Source organism: Flagellimonas eckloniae (assembly GCF_001413955.1).
Taxonomy (GTDB): Bacteria; Bacteroidota; Bacteroidia; order Flavobacteriales; family Flavobacteriaceae; genus Flagellimonas; species Flagellimonas eckloniae.
The window spans coordinates 2,037,602-2,063,911 of the sequence record NZ_LCTZ01000002.1 but is presented as its reverse complement, the minus strand read 5'-3'; the positions used below and the strand labels follow the sequence as shown (position 1 = coordinate 2,063,911).

Below are 26,310 nucleotides of genomic sequence, written 5' to 3'. Positions count from 1 at the left end.
TGGGTTTAAATAAACATGCCCACTTGTTGCTAAATCTTGATTGATCAAAAAATTAATATTCAATCTTGCCCAAACTTTACAGTTTATTAATTTCTAATGGGTTGTTTATTTTTTTTGCAAAATTGGATAGATATGCATTCCACTCAGATTTTGTAGTGAATTGGTCACTTTCTTTCCAGCTAAAACCTGAATAATACACTACTTTGCCATTAGTGGTATTTAGATGGGCGTAAAGATTGCTTAAATCGTTGATGTTGGTTTCATATTTTTCAAACCCAACAACTGCGCCTTCATCAATTACAATACCCTGTCCTAATTCTGAACCTTCATGTGGCTCCCAGTAACTTGCCCATCCTTGTTCCATGTCTACGCTGGTCGTTCCATCTTTTTCATGCAAGGTCAATCCAACAGAAATGGTATCTGTTCCCGCCAATTCAATCTCAAACCTTGAAAGATTACTTCCATAATCCAAAGAAATGTGCTTTGTTTCGGATATTGTATTTCCATCTGCATCCCAATCTGCATAATCAAGAACAAAACTAGTCCTGATTGGGCCAGTGGAGATTGTTTTCCAGCTAGTGAAGTTTTTGGAAAAATAGTATGATGAATCAACTTTAACAGCAGTGCCTCCCACACCGCGACTTGCTCCAACATGAAAGTTGTCAAGTCCTTCACCATCATCTTCATGATAACTGCCACTGGTTTCCAGTTCTTTTTTGTACCATTTGTTGATAATGGGATAATCCACCTTTTTGAGCCAGGCATCTACACCGCTGGAAAGTGTTCCTCCCGGGATACTATCCTCTATCATTTTTTGGGCGGTTGGTCCAAACATTCTAAATGCAACCCGGTTGTTTTCCCATGCATAGTCATCAGTACGTTCTGGAACAAATCTTGAATAGCAATGCGGATCGGTATCCGTTTCCAAAATTTTCTCTTTTAAAACAACTTCAAATATCTTTTCTGAATTTGCTTTGATACTGGGTTGAAACAATAATACATCATCAATGCCATCACCGTCACTATCGCTAATTTGCGAAATCACTTCTTTCTTTGTTGCGGCATCTATGACAGCAAAAATTTTCGAGGCCTCAACCATTGGATCACTATCCTCAACAAGTTCTTTTAAATTAATTTCAACGGTCTCAAAAGAACGGTCCATGTCCAAACTATTTTTTACCACAAACTGTGGAGGGGTCTTTTCGGAACATCCTACTATTAAAAGTGCTAAGACTGTTAAAAGCGATAGTTTTGGATAATGTATCATGATTCTTATTTTTCGTTTGATGGTTTTCCTATGGTTGCTAAAATTCCTCCGTCAACATATAAAATATGTCCGTTTACAAAATCACTTGCTCTTGAAGCTAAAAATATGGCAGCTCCTCCCAAGTCATTTGGGTCACCCCATTTTGCGGCCGGAGTTCTATTTACAATAAATTCATTGAACGGATGTCCGTCTACACGGATAGGAGCGGTTTGCGATGTGGCAAAATAACCTGGACCTATCCCATTTACCTGAATATTGTGTTTTGCCCACTCCGTTGCCATGTTTTGGGTAAGCATCTTTAAACCACCTTTGGCTGCAGCATAGGCACCAACAGTGTTTCTGCCCAACTCACTCATCATGGAGCAAATGTTGATGATTTTCCCTTGTTTTCTGGCAATCATGCTTTTTACAACATGTTTGGAAACAATGAAAGGACTCACCAAATCTACATCGATGACCTCCTTAAAATCCGCAACTTCCATTTCTTCCAAGGGAGTTCTCTTAATAATCCCAGCATTGTTTACCAGAATATCTATTGCCCCAACTTCAGATTGTATTTTTTGAATGGCTTCAGCCACTTCTTCTTCCTTGGTTACATTGAATTTGTATCCATGGGCTATGATGCCTTCAGCTTGGTAATACTTTAGGGCATCATCAATTTTTTGCTGTGATGAATTACCGTTTACAATAATGGTTGCTCCTGCCTGCCCAAGTCCTTTGGCCATTGCCATTCCCAATCCATGGGTGCTTCCGGTGACCAATGCAACTTTTCCACTAAGATTGAATAGTTCAATTCCCATACTATTACCTTAAATCGGTTATTTTGGCTGTATCCATATCTCCATAATCCATGTTTTCGCCTGCCATTCCCCAAATAAAGGTATAGTTTGATGTTCCAGAACCACAGTGAATGGACCACGGAGGTGAAATAACGGCTTGATGGTTTTGCATCCAGATATGTCTCGTTTCCTGGGGTTGTCCCATAAAATGGCAAACGGATTGTCCTTCTGGAACATCTAAATAAAAATATACTTCCATTCTACGATCATGCACGTGGGCCGGCATGGTATTCCAAACACTTCCGGTTTTTAGTTCTGTCATTCCCATCTGTAACTGACATGTGGTAACAATGCCACCAATGATCATTTGACTTACGGTTCTATCATTTGAAGTTTCCAATGATCCCAGCTCCAACTTATTGGCCTCCGCAAGACTCACTTTTTTTGTTGGATAGGAAGTATGTGCAGGTGCAGAGTTGATATAAAATTTTGCTGGTTTGTTAGGGTCATGGCTTTTAAAGATTACTTCTTTGGCCCCCATACCAATATATAAAGCATCTTTATGACCAATTTGATGGGTTGTACCATCAATCTCTATACTTCCACTATCTCCCACATTTATAATCCCCATTTCTCTACGTTCCAAGAAAAAATCGGCTTTTAAAGGATCAATAGTTTCTAATTTTAGAGGTTTTTCAGGTACTGCCGACCCAGCAATGTAACGGTCATAATGGGTGTACGTAAATGTAATGGCTCCAACAGTCATTAAATCATCAATCAAAAATTCCTCTCTAAGCGCAGTTGTGTCATATTTTTTAACGGCTTCAGGACTTGAAGCGTAGCGTGTCTGATATGTTGTTGACATTGTAATTTGTTTATGTTTGTTGTTTGTATTAATTCTTGGTAATCAATTCAGATACTTTGAAATTATCTATAGTCATGTGATTGTTTACAGTTCTAAAACCAAAATAACCAGAGGTATATGGACTCTCATCATCATAATCAACCATTAAAATACCGTTTCTATAATATTGAATAATATTGTTGAAGGCAATTATTTTAATATGATAAACTTGATTGGGTGACAATAAAAAATTAGGGTTTGTAAAATCATGTTCTGGAAGCAATGGCCTTTCTCCGTTACCTACATATCTTCTAAAGCGGGTTTTTGAATTATTATGTCCACCAACTCCCATGTAGTAGAGCCTAAGGCTATCGTAATTTGAGAATTTACCACCTCGTTCCAAGGATTTTTCGAATAAATTCTCTGGATGCTCCATATCTTTTGCCATCCAGAAGCAGTTCATATCGGAAACACGGTCATTTGGGCCACCATTTTTTATGATGAAGGTGTCATATTCAATCATTATGGCCCCGTTTAATTTTTTGTTGAACCACATTGTGCAACCGGAGGCATCATCAATCTCCAATTTTTCATTTTTGATTTCTGCTTTTCCACCTTCCCTTTGTTCAATGACCCAATTATCCAAATCACTGCCAAAATCATCCTGATGAATCAATTTTGAACTTACCTTAACCGTATCGTTTATTTGGATGACATTCTTGTGTTGAGCACATGAAGGAAACAACATCATCCCAAAAAATAATAATGGAAATACGGAAATATAAACTTGTGTTAAACGTGTTTTCATTTTAAATGAATGGATTTTAACTCCTATATGCAATTTTATAAATAGTCTGTAATACGACTATAAATCATGGTTCTTATTTGATAAACGATGATTCATTAAAGAGGCATTATTTCATAATCTCAAATTTATCGCTAAGATGGATGTTTTCAGAAGAACTTCCGACCAATACTTTGAAGGTTCCTGGTTCAACGGTCCAGTTCATATTTTTATCCAACAAAACCAAATCCTCAGGCTGTAAGCTAAAGCGTATTGTTTTTGTCTCTTTGGGTAAAAGATGAACGCGTTCAAATCCACGCAGTTGGGATTCATAAGTGGTTACGCTACTTACTTCGTCTTTTATGTAAAGTTGCACAATTTCATCACCTTCACGTTTCCCCGTGTTCGTTACATTAAATGAAACCTGGATTTCCGCCTGTGAATTTAACTTTTTTGGAGTTACCGCCAGATTGGAATATTCAAAAGTTGTATAACTGAGGCCATGACCAAAAGGGTATAATGAACCCATAACCCGAGTAGTGATGTTTGCATTGGGGCCAGATTTTGGTTGCCCCCCGTGAGAACCGGGTTTAAAGGGGAAATTTAGCGGAATCTGCCCTACGGATTTTGGAAAGGTCACCGAAAGTTTTCCTCCCGGATTATAGTCTCCAAATAGGGTTTCAGCAACAATTTCACCAGCCGTTGGACTCGGAAACCAAGCATCCAAAATGGCTAGTACAAATTTGTTTTCCCAGTTTAAAGTTAGAGGGCGTCCATTTATAAGAACCATGACCACGGGTTTTCCAGTTGCATATAAGGCTTGTAAAAGTTGTAATTGCCTACCAGGTAAATTCAGACTTGTACGTGACATGGTTTCCCCAACCCGCTTATCATCCTCTCCCATCACAGCAATAATAATATCAGATTGTTTTGCTTTTTCAACGGCAGCATCAATATCGGCTTGTTCTTTTTTGGACAAAGGGTAGGGGATAATTTCGGATTCCGGCCAGTTTGGATCTATTATATCACACCCTTTTTCATAGGATACCTGAATTTTTTCAGCTCCATAGTTCTTTATTCCCTCATAAATGGAAACTGCAGGATTTTCCGCAGGACCATATCTACTATACATAAAGCTGACTTCTTTTGCCAATGGACCTGTAACCAAAATATTTTTGGTTTTAGAGACATCCAATGGAAGCAGGTTGTTCTCATTTTTCAATAGCACCAATGATTCGCGGTTGATCTGTCTTTCAAAATCCTTGTCCGCATCTGTATGGACCAATTTGTCCGCTGCCGAAGTATCCTCAACATAGGGATGATCAAACAAACCCAATTTGAACTTTACCCTTAAAATATCCTCCACACGCGAATCAATAGTTTTCATGGATAGCCTTCCTTCCTCAACCAGTTCGCGCAAAGGCTCTATATAAGACTCTGGAGTTCTAAAAGTTGTTCTGATATTGAGCCCAGCCTCAACAACTTGTCTCACGGCTTCCTTATAATCTTCTGCAACATTGTGTTTTGATTCTAAATATTCAACCGCCTCACTATCTGAAACCACGTAGCCCTCAAAACCATACTGTTCCCTTAATAATTCAGTCAAGAAATATTGACTTCCAGTAACCGGAATACCGTCATAATCATTGTAGCTGCTCATAATTCCGAGAGGTTTGGCTTCTTGAATAACCCGTTTGAAAGGGTAGAGATGAAGTTGGTGCATTTCTCTAGGTGCTACATGTGGGTCGGTTCTGGCCTCACCATCACGTGCTCCTTTTGGTACGCTGTATACAGCAAAATGCTTTAAGGTCGAGGCCACTCCTTGGGATTGGATGCCAAGAGTCATCTGTTTTCCCATTTCCGCAATATGAAAGGGATCTTCGCCATAGCATTCAACCGTTCTTCCCCATCGCGGGTCTCTTGCAATATCCAAAATTGGAGCATATACATTGGTATACCCCAAAGCTTTGGCTTCCCTGCCAGCTATTTGGCCTGCTCTATAAACTAATTCCTTGTTCCAAGTACTACCAATGCCAATCGGCGCGGGGAGGGGAGTGGCTTTTTTATGACAAAGACCATGTATTCCTTCGTTGGTAAAATCCACGGGAATACCGAGACGCGTTTCTTCAACAAACCATTTTTGAACGGTATTGATGGCTTCAGCATGCGTGCTAAAGGGATAAGAATATGTTGTATGCGTCTTTTCCTGGTTCCAAATGGTGTTTAAATGTTCATCAATATTGCCAATACCATCTTTCCAAATTTTTGATTTCCAAGCTGCCGTGGGCAATTCATCCTCCAGCACCCTGGCATACCCATAAAGGGTGGCCATTTGACAGGTTTTTTCATTTAGGGTCATTTGAGATATAAGATCCGAAACACGGGATTCTATAGTTTGTGATGGATCTTCATAAATGTCCTTTTTTCCATTTTTATTAAAATCGATCCAGTCTTTATGATAGATTTTAGTAGTTTTTTCCGTTTCATTTCCAAGGGATAAAAGAAAAAAACTAGTTAAAAGCAATGTTATTTTTTTGCTGGTCATATAATGATACGTTCTTTTGATATTAAACAATTTAAAATAGTATTTGCTGGCACTATAACTTTTTAATTTCTGCAAAATAAGCACCCAGTTCGGTTTTGTCTTCCAATACAAACCACGTTTGAAGATTAGTATTTCCCGCTTTTAGTTTGACTGTAAATTCAACAAATTCTGCATTTGGGTCTACAGTTTTGGAAAGCATAATGTTTTGAATTTCAATTCTGGCTTGCTGAATATGCAATGCTTTACTTTTTTTACTTTCGCTAACACTGGTACCAGGAATTGCAGGGCGTATAGGGGCTTTTGCATTCAGGGCTAAATGCGTTTCTTCTGGCCAGCGACGCAGTTTAATGCTATACGTTCCATTTTCAGCAACTTTCAACATCCAATAACCGTTGTCTTTATATCCTTGACGTATATGTCGCTGATGCCAGGGACTTGCCTCCGCATCTGTATGCCAATCATGACAGTACAGTTTTGTCGGATTTTCGGCTTCATGACCTATAATTATATAGGGCTGATCTTTATAACTTGGGGATATTTCCTCCCACCATTGATTATAGGCATCCTTAAATTCTCTGATTTTTTCAGGATGGGCGTCGGCAATATTGGTTCGTTGCTCTGGATCTGTTTTTAGATTGTACAGTTCCACACCATCAATTAGCCGCCAATTTCCTTGCATGAGGGATGTTCTTCTCCAGGGTTCTGGAATTTCTGTTCTTTGCGAATTGGTAATAACAATTCTATCCTTAAAATCCTGATTATCTCCATTAATCAACGGAACCAAACTTTTACCATCAAACTTTGTTTGTGGGTCAATATTTAGATTGCACAAATCAACTAAGGTTGGAAGAATATCATAATGTGCTGTCAATTCATCAATGTCTTTTCCTGTTGAAATATTACCATTCTTCCAATGCATAAATAGAGGAACACGATGTCCTCCTTCGTATTTACTTGCTTTTATTCCTCGCATTCCGGCATTAAATCCTTTGGAAACAAAACCATCCAATCGATGTCCCTCTACCTTTGCTCCCTGAGCGGTTCCATTATCCGTTGTAAAAATTAGGATGGTGTTGTCCATGAGACCAACCTCGTTTAAATAAGCTTCCAACTGTCCAAGGTTTTCATCAATATTGGCAATCATTCCATAAAATGCGGGGTGATGTATTTTTTCATTGTTTCTGTAGGGGTCCGTATACTTGTCTTCCACAAAATAGGGCGAGTGGGCAGTATTTGTGGAAAGGTAACAGAAAAACGGTTTTTCTTTATTTCCCTCAATAAATTTGATTGCTTCTGAAAACCAAATATCCGTGCAGTACCCCTTGAATTTTTCCAGTTTGCCATTGTGTAAGTAGGTATCATCAAAGTAATCATTGTCAAAAAAGTCCATGGTTTGTTCAATACCTCCACCTCCATGTACCAATACTTCATCAAACCCTTTATCTTGGGGTCTAAATGGATAGTTGTCACCCAAATGCCATTTTCCGAAGATTCCGGTAGCATAACCATTTTCTTTAAAGATGTCCGCCATTGTGGTTTCACGTTCCAGTAGTAGGGAACGGCCATTTACTGTATGCCAGACGCCCGTTCTATTGGAATGATGTCCGGTAAGCAAAGCTGCTCTGGTTGGGGCACAGGTAGGACTAACATGGTAATCGGTGAACCGGACACTTTTGGCATGCAGGGCATCTATATTTGGTGTTTTTATATTAGGATTGCCCAAGGCCGCAATATCTCCATATCCTTGATCATCCACCAAGATTAAAATGACGTTGGGTTTGCTATCATTCCTTGTCGTTTTTTCTTCTTTGCAAGCACCTAGGACGATGAGCGAAAAAATTACACAAACGTTAACCTTCATAGCATATTTTTTCATTTCTAAAGCATTCATGGTTTTTGGTAAAAGGTTTCATATCCCAGTTCATCTTTCATGGGCTGTATTATTGTTTTATAGGGTTTTCGGATTGATTTTTTTCCTTTTTGTACCTGGATTTATACATGTCAAACGCCTTTAGCGGATAATGAATTTAGGTTGTGAAATTTATAGGCTTTCATCATTGACTTACTTCTAAATTATGGGTTACTTGATTTCAATCTTATTCACAAATTCGTTAATCGTTACTTGCTCTTTTATCACCTTTTTGCCATCCAATACAACATTGTCAAAAACTATTCCCTCTATAGTGTGCGTTTCATCATATCCGGTCAACTCCATGCTTGCATGATTCCTAATGATGTATGGTTTCCAATCAGACCCATCTTGAAATCCGGTAAGTGTGGTATCAATAGGTGCAGAAACGGCCATTATATCTTTGAAAGTTACATTTCGAACATTGCCACGCTCTTCAGTTTCTGTCCAACGGGTTTTACCTATCCAAACAGAAATTAATCTACGAGCTTCCTCTATTCTAATGTTTTGAAAAGTTATATCGCTAATAACGGCATCATCGCAATGGTAAACACGCAGTGCCGTTTCACGTCCCACATCATGGATTACATCACAATCCTCAAATAAAACGTTACTAACATTCTCTCGAACTTCAGCGCCAATACTCAGCGAATGTGCCAATTCGTTCCAAATTACACACTTGCGGGCATGAATATTTTTTACTTTTCCGCGACCTTCAAATGATTTTACAACCACAGCATCATCCAATGTCCTGAAAAAGCAATTTTCAACCAGTACATCTCGGCTGTTAGAAATATCCACACCATCAGAATTTCCTCGCCAACCCAGTATTTTAATATTATCAACATGTATGTTATCAGAGGCTTGCAACGGTATTGTCCAATGGCTAGGGTCCCTTATAATTACCCCTTCAAGGTTTACATCATTGGATTTTTGGGCAAATATGGTGTATCGTCTTTTCGGTCTAGGTATGGCAGATTGATCAATAATTCCCCTACCTCGGATGGTAATATGGTTTCCTTCTATAAAAAAAGTTGGTGGATTTCTTTTTCTACCTCGTAATTCAACTTCTTTCTCTTCAGAATCCATTCCAGCTTTTATATAAGCTCCACCTGCTATATAAACCGTGGTGTTATCTTTAACCTTTACACTTTTAACATCATGGACTCCAGGTCCAAAATATATAATGTTAGGATCATTAGGGTCTGGAATATTGTCCTCAAAAGGGTTTGCAAAAATGTGTAAGGATTCATACCAATCGCCATTTATTTCTAGGGTTAAATTACCTGGGGTTTCTACTGTAAATGAAATTGTATTGCCTTCAATGGTTGGTTCTATTCCAAACGAAGTTGGTAATATTTTCACCGAATTTACGACTTCGGGATAGGTTACTTTCACCTCTGTTCTCTCGTTCATATCAAATGACGCAAATGAGGCCAGTCCAAATTCGCTTCGTGAATGGTTGAGACGTGGAATTGGTTCACGTGCTGGAATTTTGAAGTTGTAAACCGGTACTTCTTTGCCCTCAACCGCTACTTTAAAGTCTTGTGAAAGTTCTATACCGTCAGGAGCAGGATATACTTTAACATGATGTGAAGTATTTCCTTTTTGTGTTTCTTTCTTACATGAAAACAGAATACATATTCCTGTAACTAAAGTTACAGCTACTTTACTTAGATTAGGTTTTAGAATGAGATTCATAAGACTTTCATTTTTTTGGTTAAAACCTATTTAGTTTAATATGATTTCCCTGATTTCCCCAGCATCATATTTCTTTTCATGATTTTTATCCGAAATAACTACGGGAACCTGATTATGCAATAAAATTTTATCTTCCTTTTTCTCCAAAACAACATTGCCTTTTATCTCTGTAGCTATTGAAATGCCATTGGCTTCAAGCTGGGTCCCATTTCCTAAAAACAGAACAAAATCACCATTTTTTTCATTCCCTATCAGCGCATAAGTTCCATTGGTGGACATGTTTTCAAAACTTGCTGTTTTAGCTCCCTCTGATGAAAAGATAAAATCTTGCCTTCCGGATTTATGGGTAATGTGTAGTCCGGCAAAAGCTTTATTGCCATTATCATCATCAAATCCTTCAATAGATGAAATACTTTTTCCCTCGCTGGAGGTAAAAGGTTCATACACCGAAATGAAGGGGTGTTCCCAAGCCTCTCCATGTTGACGGGCAGTAAATGTTAGGTAGGGTTGTTTGTCTACCTCATAAGGTAACCCATGATTACCTCGAAACGCTTTATTTGGTGGTGACTTAATGGAGAATACCTCACGCCCATCCGTGCCTTTCATCCATAGGTTCATAAACACATCTTCTTTTCCTTCAGGGAAATCTATTTTCCACTCCACTTGATAATCTTCAGAGGTACGTTTCGATTTTTTGTCCCACATATAATCCAAGGCATACAAATGCCCCCCTGCAAAGCCCATTTCTTCAGTTGGGGATAACATTAAAGGACTTCCGCTAGCATCCATAACCTTCATGGATTGCCCTAAATTGTGGTAGTAGTAATCGTGAAATTTATCTCCTTTTCGTTTTTTACGGGAACGAAATACATCAATATAATATCCTGAGGTTTCGCCTGTTTTTACCGTGCTAACCAATCGATTTTGGTCACTTTGGGTTTCTGGTTCTAAAAAAAAGACATCTGAATAGGTGATATTTGGATAGTAGCCCTCCTTTTGCCCGGATTTTGGGTATTCTGCTATTAAATCAAAGGCATGATAACTTAACATTTCGGTATAGGAAGAGGCACCATCTACCATAACTGTATTGTGCGCTGGGAATTGCGAATAGTACTCGAGATAAATTGGCTGAAGGTAACCTGCTCCTTTTCCAGGGTCGGCTCCTTGTACAAAACCTTTTCCATACAATTCCATATTGATGCCATTGGCGTGCATGTGATTACCAAGTGAGCCATTCAATGAAACCATCATACCGTTTTTACCTTCACCTATGCGCTGCACATGCCAACTCACGTTTGGTGCATAGAAGGTTTGCGTGATATAATCACTTAAATTCCCTTTTCCATACTTAGCGTTGAGCTCCAATGGTTTACTTGCAAAGAATGAACCTATATCAGATTTAGGCTTTCTACTACGATTTGATTGTTGAGCATCTTGATTAAATAAACGATATAGCCCAGTAAACTCTTTTTCCAATGCTTGGTCATTATTCTTTTGTGCTGTACGAATCATATCGCTTATGGCTCCCGTACTTAGCGATCCATAATTGCTGTCTCCAAAAGCGACGGTCTGCCCATTAGGAAAGAGATATTGAGGTAATACGCTAACAGCCTTTTTCATTACTGGCATGTAAGGCAGAATGTTATGATCAAACGTATTGTCAAAATCATTGATAAAGTGAGTCAAATCTCTTGTTACCCCAAATGAATACCCTGGACACTCTGCCCAAACCCCATTGCTTTTATCATATCCATAGTCCATGAATTTAGTCATTGACCACTGTCTTGGTGATGTGACATTCAAAATATAATTGATATAATACTCGCGTCCTTTTTCATCTTCATAGAATTTGTTGTCCCGTAAAACCATAGCTGCTTTAAGGATGATTTTTGCCTGATGGAGATTCCAGTTATTTTGAGGGACTCCATTTTTAATAATCTGGTCGGTCCACTTTTTTATGGTTATATCATAGGTTTCAATTTTATCTGGGTGGTTTAGTTCGATGTATTGATGCAAAAAGTCATAAAGTTCAGATGCATAAATTAAAGTGCTTTCGTGAATAACCTGAAAACACTCCAACCCAACCAAGGTTTGAATATGCCCATTGAGCAAATCAATGGGCTCATTTCGATAGTACATGCCCATCATGTAGGTATCAAAAATATCGAAGGCAAACTTTGCAAAACGTTCATCTTCTTCAAGCCAATACAAAAATGCTGCGTCACGGGCCAACCCCATAATCTTTTGGTTATGCCGATGAATTTGCCCTCCGGTTTTAGACTGGTCTACCCACTCCAACGGATTTCCTTCCTTGGTCTTGTTACGAAGATAAAGTCCCCGCTCGTCATCCATGTATGGAAGAATGTCTTCTAAATCTGGCATGGCATAATTGGTGGTATAATCGCGAGACCCTGTAAAGCGAACTGTAGGAACGGGTGCTTCACCGTCGGCATGCGAATAATTAATACCATTAATGTAAACGTTGGTGGCTTTTGTTTTCCAGTACATCATAAGGCGGGAGACCATCCATTCTGGATTTGTTGCATGACGCTCTACATGTTCATCAATACGCTTGTGAATTCCAGAAAGTACTTCTTGTGCCCAAGCTTCTTTTTTTATGGTCTTTTCTAAATCTTTTTTGCCTTTTTGGGAAATGTACAAACGGGGGTATCCCTGCTCAAGATTTTTTGGTAATGGGATAGTATTGCTTTTTTGAGCATAAGATGCACTTCCCATAAAAATAAAAATGGTGATTGCTATAAGTTTTTTCATCATACCTTGCGTTTGTTATAAATTACCTAGGGCCTGATTGGTTGTAAATGATTTTTTTTATTCACTATAATTTAAATTTTATTGAAGTCTAGTTTGATTTGTTACCGCTTATAATCCACTATTCATCTTCAAAATATTCAAGTATCAATCTAGAAAGTACAGCGGGATAATTATCACCAACACTGGTGCCTTTATTTTTTGTGCCAGCTCCGTTGGTTATGGAATCCCCAAAACACACAATTTTCTTTCCTGCTTTCAATAATTTGTTTTCCTTTAAACAATGAAATACCAATTCTCCAATAAAGTGATAGCCTAAAACTGTAGGGTGTACCCCATCCCGAACTTTACTGTTCATTGAGTTTCTGAAAAACAAATCTTTATTATGTTTGGGGAGATTCATTTCACTGAAAACCTTATACAGATCTAAATGTTTCAATTCGTGTTTTTTCGCAATCCTAACCGTTATTTGCCGCACGGTATCTAATTTTACATTGGGCACTTCAGTAAACATTTTCCTATCATGTCTTTCAAAGAGGTAAACCGAATCTACTGGTGGTGGTGATATCAACAATATTGCAGCCCCTTTATCACTTATTTTTTGAACGATCTTCTGCAGATTATCCTCATAAGTTTTATAGGGAATCATCTTTTTGGAATTCAACATATCATTGGTACCCACCATTAAAATGACCAAATCTGGTGCTTGTTGCAAAACATCAGTATCTAAACGTTTCAATAGATTTACTGTGCTATTGCCACCTACACCAGCATTTACAACTTGCGCATGTATGTTTGAAATGCCAAGGAAACCTACAAAAAAAAGAAGAATGCATGTTTTCTGTTTCATTCCGAAATTTTTTCTAGCTGTGGCTCGTATTCTAAAATTTGACCATCTTCCCGGAGTTGCCTACTCAATGATTCAAAAGGAATATCATACATACTCTTATCTTCCTCAAGCGCCATTCCTGCCAAGGTTCCGGCACTTTGACCAAGAATCATAAAAACCGGTTCCATACGGATTGAACCATAAGCTATATGGGAACTGGAAACAGCAACGGGCACAATTAGATTTTTACATTCTTCCTTTTTTGGTAGTATGGTGCCTAAATGGATTTGATAAGAGGCGTCTGCGTCAACACCCAAATCTCCTTCATTTTGAACATACCCCTCTTTAGTAATATAACGTTGTACATTGTGGGAGTCCATGGTATATGAACCCATGCCAATTGGTTTAGTTACTTCCTTTTTTCCCAGGATTTCATTTTCGGTCATTACAAAATCACCAACCATACGCCTAGCTTCGCGAACGTAAATCTGATAAGGCCAATGATTGTTATCTATAAATTCATCTTTGGCAAGTCCCCACTTTTTGATATTTACCCTTAATCGTTCTGGAACACTTTCATCATGTCCCCAGAAATAGAGTAATCCTTTGTGATAACTTATATGTTCATCTAGAATTTCTTTTCTTTTTTCATAGGATGCTTCTGGGTATTCATAATTCATCCCAATATTATCTGAACTAAAGGGACCTACATTATTTACATCCCTTTTTTTATTGGGTATTTTTCCTCCACCGAACATGGATGTTCTTCCCCCTCTAAAAATACGTCTCAACAGCTCATATTGTGCAGGGTCATAATTTTCCGGTTTTTCAAAGGGAACAATATTTCCTTCAGCATTGGTGGTACATAAGCGATAATTATAGGCCTGTACACGATGGTCTCCAGTTCCATTTTCACCGGGATTTTCAGTTGAGATTCTAGGAAGTACCCCGCTAGTGGAATCTCCAGGAATTACATACGGACTGATATTTAGTTGTTGAAAATTGTGACTGTGGTGATACTCGCCTTTTTGAACCCCATTCCATTGTTCATTGTAAACACTATTCGCTTCACGACCCACATGATAATTTACTTTGGCTGCTGCCATCAAATCACCTTCGTAAGTGGCGTCTATAAAGACCTTTCCTTTGTATTTTTCACCATCCAGCATGGTAATGGATATAATTTTGCCATCTTTTAGTTCAACTCCTGATTCTCTATTGAGCCATTTGTTGCGAAGTACCTTGATCTTATTCTCTTTGACCATATTTTCAAAGATTTTTTCCGCAACATGTGGTTCAAAAGTCCACATGGTTTTTAAACTATCATCAATAGCGGTAGTTCCTTGACCTTCATTACCATATTCATTCCTTGGTTGCCAATTCCAGGCGCTTTTATCCTGATAATGCTCATAGACACGTTGATAAAATTCTTTTGAAATCCCTCCAATAACACTTTTATTGCCCAAATCCGTAAATCCAAGTCCGCTTGTTGACAGACCTCCAATATGTTTTTCAGGACAAACTATTAAAACGGATTTGTCCATTCGTTTTAATTGTACTGCAGTAGCAATTGCTGCTGAAGTTCCGCCATAGATGATAACATCTGCATCAAGGGATTCTTTTTTTTCAGATGGAGCGCACCCTAATTGCAATAAAAATGAGAACAAAACAAATACTATTATTTGATTGAGTTTAATTTTCACAATATGTATTGGTTTTTTCATTATCCGTATAGTTTATAAATCCTAGCAAAATTATCGAGGCCCTGTTTGACCGAGTGGAAATGGTTTGAAGCCTATTTTCAATGCAGGACTGTCATCCGGTAAACTAAAATCTCCGTTTTCAGAATCTGCAAAGCCAGGATCTGCAATTATAGAATTTTGGTCATTACCAAGTGTTTTCCACTCTTCCCAACTCATAACTGCTTCGTTAGGTTCGTAAATCCGGCTTGGAAAACGGTTCTGCGCACCCAAAACCTTACCAGTTGTTGACCATACCAAATTGCTATCGGCCACAAAACCATCTCTTTGTTCCACCATATACTCATAACCCCCAGCATAAATAGGTGTGCCATCACTGAGCAAAATATTATTCTTTAATATATACGCCGTATGTGGTTGAATTTTTGCCATCATGATGACACTAGTATCGGCAAAAGCGAAAATATTATTACTAACAATATTGTCCTTACCATAGTGCTGATTAAAACAAGCATGGCGACAACGATAGGCCAGATTATTTTCAACCAGTATGTTGGTGGTGCCCTCGTCACAATAAATGGCCCAACCTCCATATTTTCCAGCCCAGATATCATGAAATTCATTATTGCGAATAATGGTTCCTGTTTGATTTCCTAAAGTATAAATACCGCCCAAATCACTAAGTACAGAACCATCGCCATTCGTTAGCTTACCGATATGATGAATATGATTGTATTCAAAAATATTGCCAGTAGCAAGTGCTGGCCCGTAGCCCCAAGTCCATCCGGTGGAAATTCCAGAATAATAAAAATCATAGATTTCGTTATGATGGATGTGGTTATCTGGGCTTTGTCCTATCCAAATACCAACGGCGCAATGAAAGTATTTACCGCCATCGTAAATACGACAATCTGCTATTTCATTATTACTGGTTGCATCGGTTGGTTTTTCCAATACGGGAGGTAATTCTCCTCCAATATCTTCAGCTGCGACTTTTCCTTTTGGACGTATTTTAGGACCGATTAAAAACCCACCAGCCCCCAAATCGTGAATGTCACATCCCAGAATTCTGTTATTTGAACATCCAAGTGAAATTTCAATTCCATAGTTGCCAATAGCTGTAACTTCACATTCCTCAAAAAGACAATTTTTTGCACCCGTTAAAAACACGGCCCCATCCATTCTAATGTCAGCTTGTCCATAACCGGATTCTTCAACATCTCTGGGTAAAATCCAAGTGGTATGACTAAAAGTCAATCCTTTAAACTGAACATGTTCAACCAATTTATTGTTAGCTGCATCACCTTCTAAGCGAAGCACATTGATCAATGAAGGAATTGTTGCCACAACCTCCGTCTCTCCCTCCAACGGAAAATAGTACAGTTTTTTATCCTGTCTGTCTAGATACCATTCACCCGGCTTATCCAGCATAACACGACCTCCCTCTAGATAGTAATCGTCATCTGCTTCAATGGCCCTACCACTTTTTTTTGTTGAGACAATCTTTTTGTTTTGTCTATCAATCCTGTCAATGGGCATATGATACTCTAACCATTTGTTAAATACCACGGCCACTCCATCATCTACGCCTTCTAAGTAATGTTCATCTTCTTCAGTGTATAAAAAATCATAAGTGCTGCGTCGCCTTACTTCCTTAGTGTCAGCTCCCTGATTCATTGGCACCTTTAAATAACCACTATTAGGAGTTCTTGCTTGAATTGCACGATGGCTGTTTACCCATAACTGTTCAAACGGGGCATATCCTTTAATTTTGGAAACATCTGAAACCAGCACACTATGACCATTAAGTTCGGCTTTTGTCCATTCACTAATCTGTAGTCCACCACTAAGTATTGGCTTTTCATTTTCATGAGCACGGTAAGTAATCGGAAATTCCTCAGTTCCAGAATCTTCAGCGCTTAGAACGAAAGGTTTAGAAAGCTGGTAAGTACCTCCTTGAAGGTATACGTTCACAGGTTTATTAAGTTCTCCTTTCTGTTTGATTTCCCTTATGGTGTTGCGTACTTTTTCTAAAGTGGCAAATGGACTTTGAATACTTGTTCCGTTTTGGGAGTCGCTACCATCTGGTGAGACGTAGAAAGCTATTTCATTGGATGGATACCTATCATTATCGCAAGACGATACTATAAAGGCCAATCCGGCGATCAATATTAATATGTATTTCATAATTTTAGTTTAGTCTTTACCTGCAATAGTTACATTCAAATCGGCAAAATCAATCGCTTTCATCCAATCCACATGTCCTACCCTGTTGGTCCAAATCGGATTGATGTTTTGAAGCATCGCCGTTTCAGTATACTTTTTCCAATAGTCTCTTGCTTTCAATAGTTGGGAGACCGTTTTATTCTGATAGTTCTTATTTTTTGTTTTCCTATATAAGGCTAACTGAGTTGCCCAATTATGACAAGTTTTATTGAACTGAAGCATTTTTTGCTATAATAATATCTTTATCTATATCTGTAAGGTGTTCTCTCCAGGAAAACTCCTTGTCAAATTGATGAGGCATTACCGCTACGTTATACCTTTCAACCAACTCTACCATGTTGTTCCAATATATTTTCCCATTTTCAAGAATCTCAACTGCCTTGGTTTGTCCTTCAACATCTTTGCCTGTCCTGAAACTTTCCAAGGCTACACCAGCCCGTATTTTTGAAGCAAAATAATGTCCGTAGTTAGCCCAAAATTCAAGATCTGTCAATTCAATTTCCAAGTCTGCGGAAACTTCATTTTTTCTTTGGGCCTTTAAAATTTCCAATATTCTTGCAGACTGATTTTCTGTTTTTTCAGCTAATTCCAGTGGATTAACTTGAGTTTCTTTATCATAGTTACCAACAACAAAATCACGAATATTCACATAGGTAGAATCCAGAACATTGCGGGAGATGAACTTATCAATATCAATGAACTTTCCGTTATTTGTTTTAAACCCCTCTGAATAAATAGTTGCATCCCAGGTACTTCCAAAAAAGGAGGCAAGACGGTTCGGGTTCTTTGAAGCCAGTTTCCAAGCCTCTACTAGTTCCGTACCATCATCTAAACCAAACTTATCGGCGAATGCCATGGAGAAATAGTCATCCGAGGTTTGTCGGTCGTACAAAAGATTTCCCCATACCTTATAAAAAAGCCACTGCCTTTGAAAAGCGTAATCCCATGTACGGTATTCTTCTTTTGTTATAAAATCCTTTGCCGGAATGTAAGTTTCTGAACCAATTATGCAACCTCCAACATATTTTTGACTATTCAAATCCAAAAATTCCCTGATAAAATCTGGGTCTCCCCAACGCATCACGAAGAAATCTTCATTCCTCATAGTCCAAACTGCTTTGTACTTTTCGGAATACGGCTCCCAGTATGTGTCTGTTAACATTCCGCCATGGACGATCGACAACTTTGGAGAAGAATGGGCATGAGACCAGTTGAACTTAAATTCAATCCAGACATCATCATCCATTCCCATATTTTCCACTGCATTTCGTGTCAATTTCTCCGCTGAAGTGCTGACCGTTCCACTATTTTCTTTACCCGCAGAAAGTGGTGCCCTATATATGAGCCTTGCCTTTCGGTTTGCTGCCTTTAAGCCAGCTATCATTGTTCTATTGGCCCAATCACTCCTTTCTTTGGATGTCATTCCTCCCATGCGCTCACCCAGAGTAATTCCGATACCTGTTAGGTCTTCATACGTATTGATTGTCTGGGTCACTACCTCACGCGTGTAATCTTCTACGTCCTGATTGTTTTCTCCCTCTCCAAAGTGATTTTTTCCTTTTTCAGAAGAGTAACTCCCAACATTATATTCTTTCGCAAACTCCTCCGGTAGGAAGATATTCCAGTTGACAATGTAAGTATCAATACCTCGGTCTTTTGCCATCTTGAAAAGATGCTTCCAGAACGTCTCCCATTCTGCCATTTCTTCATCATTGAAAGGTGATGCCTTTGGAAACGAAGTAGATTTAACCATATACATATAGGGATGCATGTTCCAAAGTGTAAGGGCATTGAATTTATTTTCAACCATCATATCCAGAAATGTTTCCCAGAATTTCAAGTCTTTACAAGTCTCGGTGTGTACTGAAAGGTTTTCTCCACTGCGGTAAGAATACCATGGCAAGTTGAATTTGATAGCTCTAAAGTCATGATGTGCAGTTACGGATTTAGCTTCAAGATTCCCCCAATTTTTACCATTAGATAATTGCTCTTCAATATGCAATAAACCATAGAGTAGTCCTCGGTTACATTCAGATGAAATTTTGTAACCATCACCTGACTTAATCAAGTCAAATCCATCGTTTTTCTCCGAATCTAAATCTTTCTGGGGGACAATAACGAGAACGATATCAGCCTCCTTTTCATTACTGGAGAACCGAATCTTACCTTCATTTTTGGCTAGTTGAGTGTTTATCTTTTCAATGCCATAGCTTACCTCATCTTGAATATTTTGGTCGGCATAAATAGTTATATCAATTGGTTTTTCATTACAACCAAGTAAAGAAATCAGAAATAATAGGATTATTGGGTATTTCATGATTTGAATGTTTTTTTGTTTATTCCTTTGCCTTTTAATTCGGCTTTATCCAAGTAATAACCTATTTGCGATAAAGAGACCATTTTAATCATTGATCATTACTGGTAAATGGTTTATTCCTCTAAATATTTATAAAATCGGCGTGTATTTGACCGTAATTGAACCTTCTTTGATTGGTTCTGTAAAATCAACTCCAATTCTGTATGCAGGGGCACCTTCTCTTAAATGTTTGACAGGTACAAGCTCATCCCTAATTTTTAAAGCTCCTGTGTCACTAGAAACTGCTGCTTTTAATTTTTGATTTCCCTCGTGTAAGACGACTGTATTTGCATTAATGATTTCATATTCGGATAGTGTCATTATTGCTGTTCCAAATGCAACCGCCTCTGTTGAGGAAAACTCATCTATTATGGAAACAGCACCCACACCAGACTTATCATTTTCCATGGTTCTAATCAACTTTGTTAGTGATGGAACCTCATAGGCTGATTTTATATCCATCACTACTCTGTCTAGATTTTCTGTGAACTTGGTAGCTGTTATTGTTCCCTCAAATTCCCTACCATTGGATTGGAGTGTATGATTGATTCTTGGCACTGGATGGCCCCACGAGCTTCGCGCCGGGTTATCAGGAGCAAATGCCCCGGCAATGTAAGATGGGGCTCCAATATCTCCAGACATGATTTGGTCATCCAGCACAATGGTATATGTTCCCACATCACTGTGGTTATGGTTTTCCGAATTATGTCCAGCCTTAATGGCTATGGATAATGGAATGTTCTGCTTGCCACGAGAAATTACCATCCCAACATCATCAAAATAAGTGTAATCCTGTAACTCGGATGCTGGTTGAACATCCTTTTTAGTTTTATCCACCAAAGCTTCATACTCCCATTCAATTAATTGAAAAGCTGCTGAAAACGAATCATGGGTTTTTCGTTTTCCAGAATCTACAGGCATACCTGCCCCATATTTTCTTGCCGACATATTATAAGCAAAACCACCATCATTCGAAACCTTGGAAACACCATCGGAAAATGGTGCACAAATACCCGTGTGAATTTGGTAAGTTTCTGGGAAGTTGCCCACATTCTTCAATTTTTCAGGATTACCAGCATCGAATAGGTTAATTCTGCCATCGGTATAATCATGTAAAATTTGAGCCAAATAGAGATAGTGCCCAAAACCATAATTCCAATATCCTGCCCCTTCAGAACAATAACCATCTTCGCCAAAACCGGATAGGTAATGTTTCATGCTATTAAGTGCAGAGCCCACTGCTTCCAGTCTTTCATCCTCATTAGTAGACGTTGCAATGGCAACAAACATAGATCCACTTGTGCACACCGAATTCCAATTGCTTGTACTCTTGATCCATCTATTGTTTATATCGTTCTTTTTACATGAGGTTAAATACGTATCCACAATGCGCCATTTTAGCTGCTCTGTAATTTTTTCATTTACATTCTTCGACAGCTTTTCTCCCACTAAAACTTGGGCCAAAGCCAAATCAGAACCAAATCTTCTAGCGCCAAGATCTATGGAGACACGTCTGCCTTCCAAAACTCCATTTTCATTGTCATCATGGTTTGGGTGCAACCATGATTTCATATCCATGATCGCATTTAGGTAGGTGTTTATTTGCGATAGAAACCTTCCCTTGTTTTCAATACATTCGGCGAGAATAAAATGTTCCAACCGTTCCATGGTTCTATAATACCTAGGTTTATAAATTCCTCTGTTTCCTTCAAGATTGGCTCTTCTGTAAATGGAATCTGCAATAGGTACCTCAGGTTTTTCATCCAATTCGGAAAGCGCAAGTTTTAGATAATTTTTGCCAGATGCCATGGCAGCAATCTTATTCCAATATGTTCTATCTGAAATGGGCGGTGCGGGTTGAAACGCTTCTTTGGGCAACACTGCTTTTAGCATTTCGATTTGCTCACTGGAAGGGTAAATAATATCTTTTGTGGCAGAAGCGAAATATTTATTGATATCCAGAAGATCCTTGTCTAGCTTGATACAGCTTAATAGTATGGTTGCCAATATTAGGTTTCCAAGGACGATACAAATTATTTTACCCCATTTGTTCCTCATGTTGCTATTTTTTGGTCAGCTGTATTAAAAGTAAATTGTTAGATGGATTGAATTGGCCATTTTTAACAGCACCATTTACTAGTGCTTTTGTATCCCCTTTCGGAGTGTGGAACCGAAATTTGGTATTGAATTGCCCTTGAAAAGTCACTTTTGGGTTTGTTCCAAAATCTTCAATTAAGGTTGTGTATTTTGAAAGTGCATGGGTTAAAACTTGATTGTCCCTCCTTAAATAACTACCATGACCAACAAATAATTCCTTGATATCGTTAAGGTTTGTTTTATCTACACCTTCATCAAATTTTAATACCGTCAGGTAGGCATCAGTTTCCCAACCATTCATGGTATTGGCGCTATTTCTGTGTTTTAATCGCCCATCTGCCAATAGATTGAAGTACATTTCCGTGGTTTTACCATTTTGTGTTATGGAAACTCCTAAAAAATCTTTGCCGTCAAAACGTTCTATAACTGGAAGGTTGTTTTTGTTCTTCTCATTTTCCAATATAATGGCGGAAATAAACTTTGTTCTTGCCGTTTTTTCAAAATGACTGATGGACCAATAGGGTTCCCTATTTTCAGGATGATGGTCTTCATAGCCCAATTTTTCGGTTAAACGCATGTGTTCGGGGAAGTCATGAGGTCGTTCTCCCCCTGGAGGAAAAGTTTCCGGATAAAGAGGACGAACTAGAACTTTGGCATCTTCATCTGTAATGGTAAGATCTATACCTCCTTTTAATTCGGACTCCCCATTATAATGTAGTAACCATTCAAATTGCCCAGGTTCGTGTGCCAACAAATCATCAATAACCAGAATAACATCTCCAACCCAAATAAAACTTCGGTAATTACGAGCCAAAATTTGTGAATAAGGGCCTGTTGCATTGGCTAATAGGTATTTAAAATCTTCCCCTTCAATTAGGTTGTGTAGTGAACCAGAATTGACCACTCCAAAATAGGGGTCATTTCTGTTTTGGGCTTTTCCATCAAAGAAAACTACATTGTGTGCCTCACTCTGGCAATAGTATTCGGTATATAATGGATTCAAATAACTGGCATTCCCTGAATCTATGATTAGATTTTTCCCATTGTGGAATAAAATATAGGATCCTGCATCGGCATGGGCATGATTCCAAGAAAATCCTGATTTTACAGCTAACATAGTTGCATTATTGTCCCATGAATTACGCATTGTGGCCCAACCCATGTCTTGGTAAAGATGGGATTTAGGTCTATTTGGTAAATAATTGGAATCAAGAGAAGGCAAGTCTGGTCTTAATGCTAAAGCAACTGGCGAATTAGAGTTTCCTGATTCAATAGTATTTGCATGATTGATATACCATGCATATTGTTTATTTTGATAACCCAAGTTCCAGAGCAAGGTTAGTATGCGACCACCATTGGCTCTAATATTAGAATCACCAAAATTGACCGCCAAATTTCTTTTACCTTCAACATAATATGTTGTATTCATAAAAAAGTCACCTACCTTATCTAAAATGGGAGATTTATAGATAGGTTCGTCAGGCCATACATTACTAAACCCATTTAAAAATAATAAGTATTGTGATGTTGCATAAGAAGCATAATTAATACTTTCATAAAACCCGCCATCCCTGTCAAAAGTAGATGGTTTGTTTTGTAGTACGCTCCCAGAAAAATTAATCCATTCAATTGCCGATTCCTCAATATCCTTTGCCCATTTTATTGCTTCGGGTATTTCGTCCCTCACGGCTAAAGAAGCAAAGCCTGCCATATAAACGCAAGCACTCCACCAGTTGTGTCCCATAGTATCAAATGTGTGATAACTGGTATCTGGGTTTAACCAATCTTCTCTTGCAGGATTGATTCCCAATCGAATAATATCTTGAGCAATTTGTTGCTGCTCTGTTTCTGATAGATAGCTATAAATACAGTCGAACCCCATTGCAATATCATAGCTGGTGTGGGAGGTGCCCAATCCACCTTGCCATGGGGGGGTCCTTCCCAATAACGCCTTGCCTTCCCAAGTTTTTCTAGATGTATAATTAAGAAGAACCTCTTTTGTTTTACGTGCAAACTTTTCATCACCGGTCATTCTATAGACCAATCCTAATAGGAGACAATCCCCTGACTTTAGTTTATCTTTTTTAAGTAAGCTCTTAGCCTTTTTGTACTGTTCATTCCACTGATTTTTTATGGATTCACTGTTCTTTATTTGCTCCTTTAGGCGCGAGATATTTTCGTTAGTATATAAAAGATATTTTCGCTCTTGTGCATTTGTAACAAAGACAGAAAACACGCAAATGGTAAGTAGTATCCTCAATTTCATTTTTAAAAAAATAGTGTAGATTCATACTCCATAAATAGCTGTTCTTCAGAATATTTAGGAGACATCTCGATTGATTGCTCAATTATAGGGCTATTTCTTAGAAAAGATTATAAACCATAATTCATTATCTATAAATTATGGTTTATTGGAAGTGATGGTGAATTGATTTCAAAATATGTGAAATATTTTTAAAGCTTTAATTGCTCCAAAAAAGGTTCTTTACATCTGAAACTACGTCTTCTATAAAGCTTTTTCAATGGCTTCTTTGACCAAAGGACCCATTACATTATAGCCTTCTGCATTAGGGTGAACAGTATCTCTACCTAATTCTTTTTTTAATCCTTTTTTATCGTTAACCATTTTTGAATAGTAATCTAAATACACCAAATTATTAGCCTGGGCATAGTTTTTAATGAGCCCGTTGAGTTCAGTAATTTTTTCAACAGGCGCTATGGAAGGACTCCAAGAATAACTACTCGCTGGTAAAACCGAAGCTAAAACTACCTTAATGTTATGTTTTTTTGCCATTTCTGCCATTGTGGAAATATTCTTCGCAATTTCTGGTACTGTAATCAATCCTCTATTTCCTGCAATATCATTGGTTCCTGCAAGAATAGTTACAACATTGGGATTTAAGTCAATGACATCTTGTTTAAAACGTGCTACCATTTGTGATGTGGTTTGACCGCTAATGCCTCTACCAATAAAATTATTTTGAGTAAAAAAATCTGGATTAGCTTTTACCCATCCTTGGGTAATAGAATTTCCCATAAAAACAGCTTTTACATTTTTTGAGGATTTCATAAGCTTTTTATTGGCCTTTTCATATCTACCAAGATTAGCCCAATCTGTTGGTTCCAATTGTACTTTTATAACTGTAACTGGGATGTCTGGGGGCAACATGGGTAACTCTATAATGGCCCCTCTAGATGTTGCCGTTGTTTTCAATATAGCCTTGGAACCTGTTAACAATGATGCTTTTTTAACCTTAAATTTTTTATTTAGGGTAAGGATTCCACTTTTTGGCCAATCAAAAACATGTACATAGACAACATTGCCTTTTTTAGTATAACGCCCCCATTTTGGTTTTTCAACAGGACTTGCAGATACCCCATAAATGGCTTCTCCATTTTTTTTGGTCCACTCTCCCATGGCTTTTAAACGGCGAATACTCTCTGCTGGAAATCTGCCATAACCATCAGGGCCTATGTTCAATAAAAAGTTTCCTCCTTTAGATACGATGTCCACTAATTTCTGAATTAAATCTTCACTGCTTTTCCAATTATTATCGGCTGGTTTGTATCCCCATGACCCGTTCATGGTCATACATGCTTCCCAATCAGAATCAATTCCTGTATCCGGAATTTCTTGCTCTGGTGTCCCAAAATCTCCTGCAAAATTGCCTTCTTTGTCCATCCCTTCCATACCGTTTCTTCCTTTATCAACTCTGTTGTTGATAATGGTGTTTGGTTGAATATCACGAATAAAACTGTACAATTCTTTTCCCATTTCAGTGGTATAATCTGAAATCCAATCACCATCAAACCACACTACGCCAATGTCCCCGTAATTGGTCAATAACTCCTTTACCTGAGGTTTCATATAGTTGTTAAAGTACTCTGGGAATTCTGGATTCACCACCGATGGGTCGTCATGCTGAGCGATGTTGTAATTTGGATATAAGTTTCCTTGCGCCTGCGGATGGTGCCAATCTACAATGGAATAGTAAAAACAAAACTTGATGCCTTGTTTTTTACAAGCTTCCGATAATTCTTTTATAATATCACGTTTAAAAGGAGCTCTATCCATTATATCGTAATCTGACACTTTGGAATCCCACAATCCAAAACCTTCATGGTGTTTAGAAGTAATTACAATATACTTCATGCCGGCATCCTTGGCCATAGAGACCCACGCATCGGCATCAAATAGTACTGGATTAAACATTTCAGGAAATTTTTCGTAATCCTCAACAGTAAAATCTAGCTTGTCCATGGCCCATTCGGCACCTCCTCCGGCAATTTTTGTTCCACGTTCGCCTCCAATAATAGAGTATGCTCCCCAATGAATGAACATTCCAAACTTGGCATCTCGCCACCAAGCCATCCGTTCATCATCAGATAATTTTTCTTTTTTGGTTGATATTTGTGCTGGACTTTGGTACGAAGCCAAAAGAAATAGTAGTAGTAATGTTGTTATTTTTTTCATCATTGCTGTGTTTAATTTGTTTGGTTTTGT

The 26,310-nt window shown here is 38.2% G+C and carries 16 protein-coding genes; all 16 read right to left on the bottom strand.

What is annotated here, in order from left to right:
- Nucleotides 1-76: 76 nt before the first annotated feature.
- The 16 genes from AAY42_RS08755 to AAY42_RS08680 all read right to left on the bottom strand — a co-directional run bounded on the left by AAY42_RS08755 (nt 77) and on the right by AAY42_RS08680 (nt 26,283).
- Nucleotides 77-1,267, bottom strand: coding sequence for a DUF4861 family protein (locus tag AAY42_RS08755; protein ID WP_055394289.1), 1,191 nt, complete (start codon nt 1,265-1,267; stop codon nt 77-79).
- A 5-nt stretch (nt 1,268-1,272) separates the two neighbouring features.
- Complete coding sequence (locus AAY42_RS08750; RefSeq protein WP_055394287.1) at nt 1,273-2,067, bottom strand: gluconate 5-dehydrogenase; 795 nt, start codon at nt 2,065-2,067, stop codon at nt 1,273-1,275.
- Between the two features lie 4 nt (nt 2,068-2,071).
- Nucleotides 2,072-2,911, bottom strand: a complete 840-nt coding sequence (gene kduI, locus AAY42_RS08745; RefSeq protein ID WP_055394285.1) for a 5-dehydro-4-deoxy-D-glucuronate isomerase — start codon at nt 2,909-2,911, stop codon at nt 2,072-2,074.
- A gap of 28 nt (nt 2,912-2,939) precedes the next feature.
- Nucleotides 2,940-3,698 carry a DUF6250 domain-containing protein gene (locus AAY42_RS08740; RefSeq protein WP_055394283.1) on the bottom strand — a complete coding sequence of 253 codons (759 nt, stop codon included), beginning with the start codon at nt 3,696-3,698 and terminating at the stop codon, nt 2,940-2,942.
- A gap of 106 nt (nt 3,699-3,804) precedes the next feature.
- Nucleotides 3,805-6,219, bottom strand: a complete 2,415-nt coding sequence (locus AAY42_RS08735) for a glycoside hydrolase family 3 N-terminal domain-containing protein (protein ID WP_055397810.1) — start codon at nt 6,217-6,219, stop codon at nt 3,805-3,807.
- Nucleotides 6,220-6,271: 52 nt separating this feature from the next.
- Nucleotides 6,272-8,080 carry an arylsulfatase gene (locus AAY42_RS08730; RefSeq protein WP_082433568.1) on the bottom strand — a complete coding sequence of 603 codons (1,809 nt, stop codon included), beginning with the start codon at nt 8,078-8,080 and terminating at the stop codon, nt 6,272-6,274.
- A 219-nt stretch (nt 8,081-8,299) separates the two neighbouring features.
- Nucleotides 8,300-9,829: a glycosyl hydrolase family 28 protein gene (locus AAY42_RS08725; RefSeq protein ID WP_055394282.1), complete on the bottom strand. Its 1,530-nt coding sequence runs from the start codon at nt 9,827-9,829 to the stop codon at nt 8,300-8,302.
- 30 nt (nt 9,830-9,859) lie between these two features.
- A complete protein-coding gene (locus tag AAY42_RS08720) occupies nt 9,860-12,604 on the bottom strand; it encodes an endo-acting ulvan lysase-like protein (protein ID WP_055394280.1) in 2,745 nt (914 codons plus the stop codon).
- A gap of 115 nt (nt 12,605-12,719) precedes the next feature.
- A complete protein-coding gene (locus AAY42_RS08715) occupies nt 12,720-13,448 on the bottom strand; it encodes an SGNH/GDSL hydrolase family protein (RefSeq protein WP_055394278.1) in 729 nt (242 codons plus the stop codon).
- A complete protein-coding gene (locus tag AAY42_RS08710; RefSeq protein ID WP_055394276.1) occupies nt 13,445-15,151 on the bottom strand; it encodes an FAD-dependent oxidoreductase in 1,707 nt (568 codons plus the stop codon). The genes AAY42_RS08715 and AAY42_RS08710 overlap by 4 nt, the downstream gene beginning before the upstream one ends.
- 30 nt (nt 15,152-15,181) lie before the next feature.
- Complete coding sequence (locus tag AAY42_RS08705; protein ID WP_055394274.1) at nt 15,182-17,314, bottom strand: right-handed parallel beta-helix repeat-containing protein; 2,133 nt, start codon at nt 17,312-17,314, stop codon at nt 15,182-15,184.
- 9 nt (nt 17,315-17,323) lie between these two features.
- On the bottom strand, nt 17,324-17,575 hold the full coding sequence (locus AAY42_RS08700) for a hypothetical protein (RefSeq protein ID WP_055394272.1): 252 nt from the start codon (nt 17,573-17,575) through the stop codon (nt 17,324-17,326).
- The gene (locus AAY42_RS08695; protein ID WP_055394270.1) at nt 17,559-19,670 is read right to left on the bottom strand and encodes a hypothetical protein; all 2,112 of its coding nucleotides are present in this window, start codon (nt 19,668-19,670) and stop codon (nt 17,559-17,561) included. Before AAY42_RS08695 ends, AAY42_RS08700 begins: the two co-directional genes overlap by 17 nt.
- 129 nt (nt 19,671-19,799) lie before the next feature.
- Nucleotides 19,800-21,767, bottom strand: a complete 1,968-nt coding sequence (locus tag AAY42_RS08690; RefSeq protein ID WP_055394268.1) for a hypothetical protein — start codon at nt 21,765-21,767, stop codon at nt 19,800-19,802.
- 4 nt (nt 21,768-21,771) lie between these two features.
- Complete coding sequence (locus tag AAY42_RS08685) at nt 21,772-24,072, bottom strand: heparinase II/III family protein (protein WP_055394266.1); 2,301 nt, start codon at nt 24,070-24,072, stop codon at nt 21,772-21,774.
- Between the two features lie 240 nt (nt 24,073-24,312).
- On the bottom strand, nt 24,313-26,283 hold the full coding sequence (locus AAY42_RS08680; protein WP_185112166.1) for an alpha-L-fucosidase: 1,971 nt from the start codon (nt 26,281-26,283) through the stop codon (nt 24,313-24,315).
- Between the last annotated feature and the right edge of the window lie 27 nt (nt 26,284-26,310).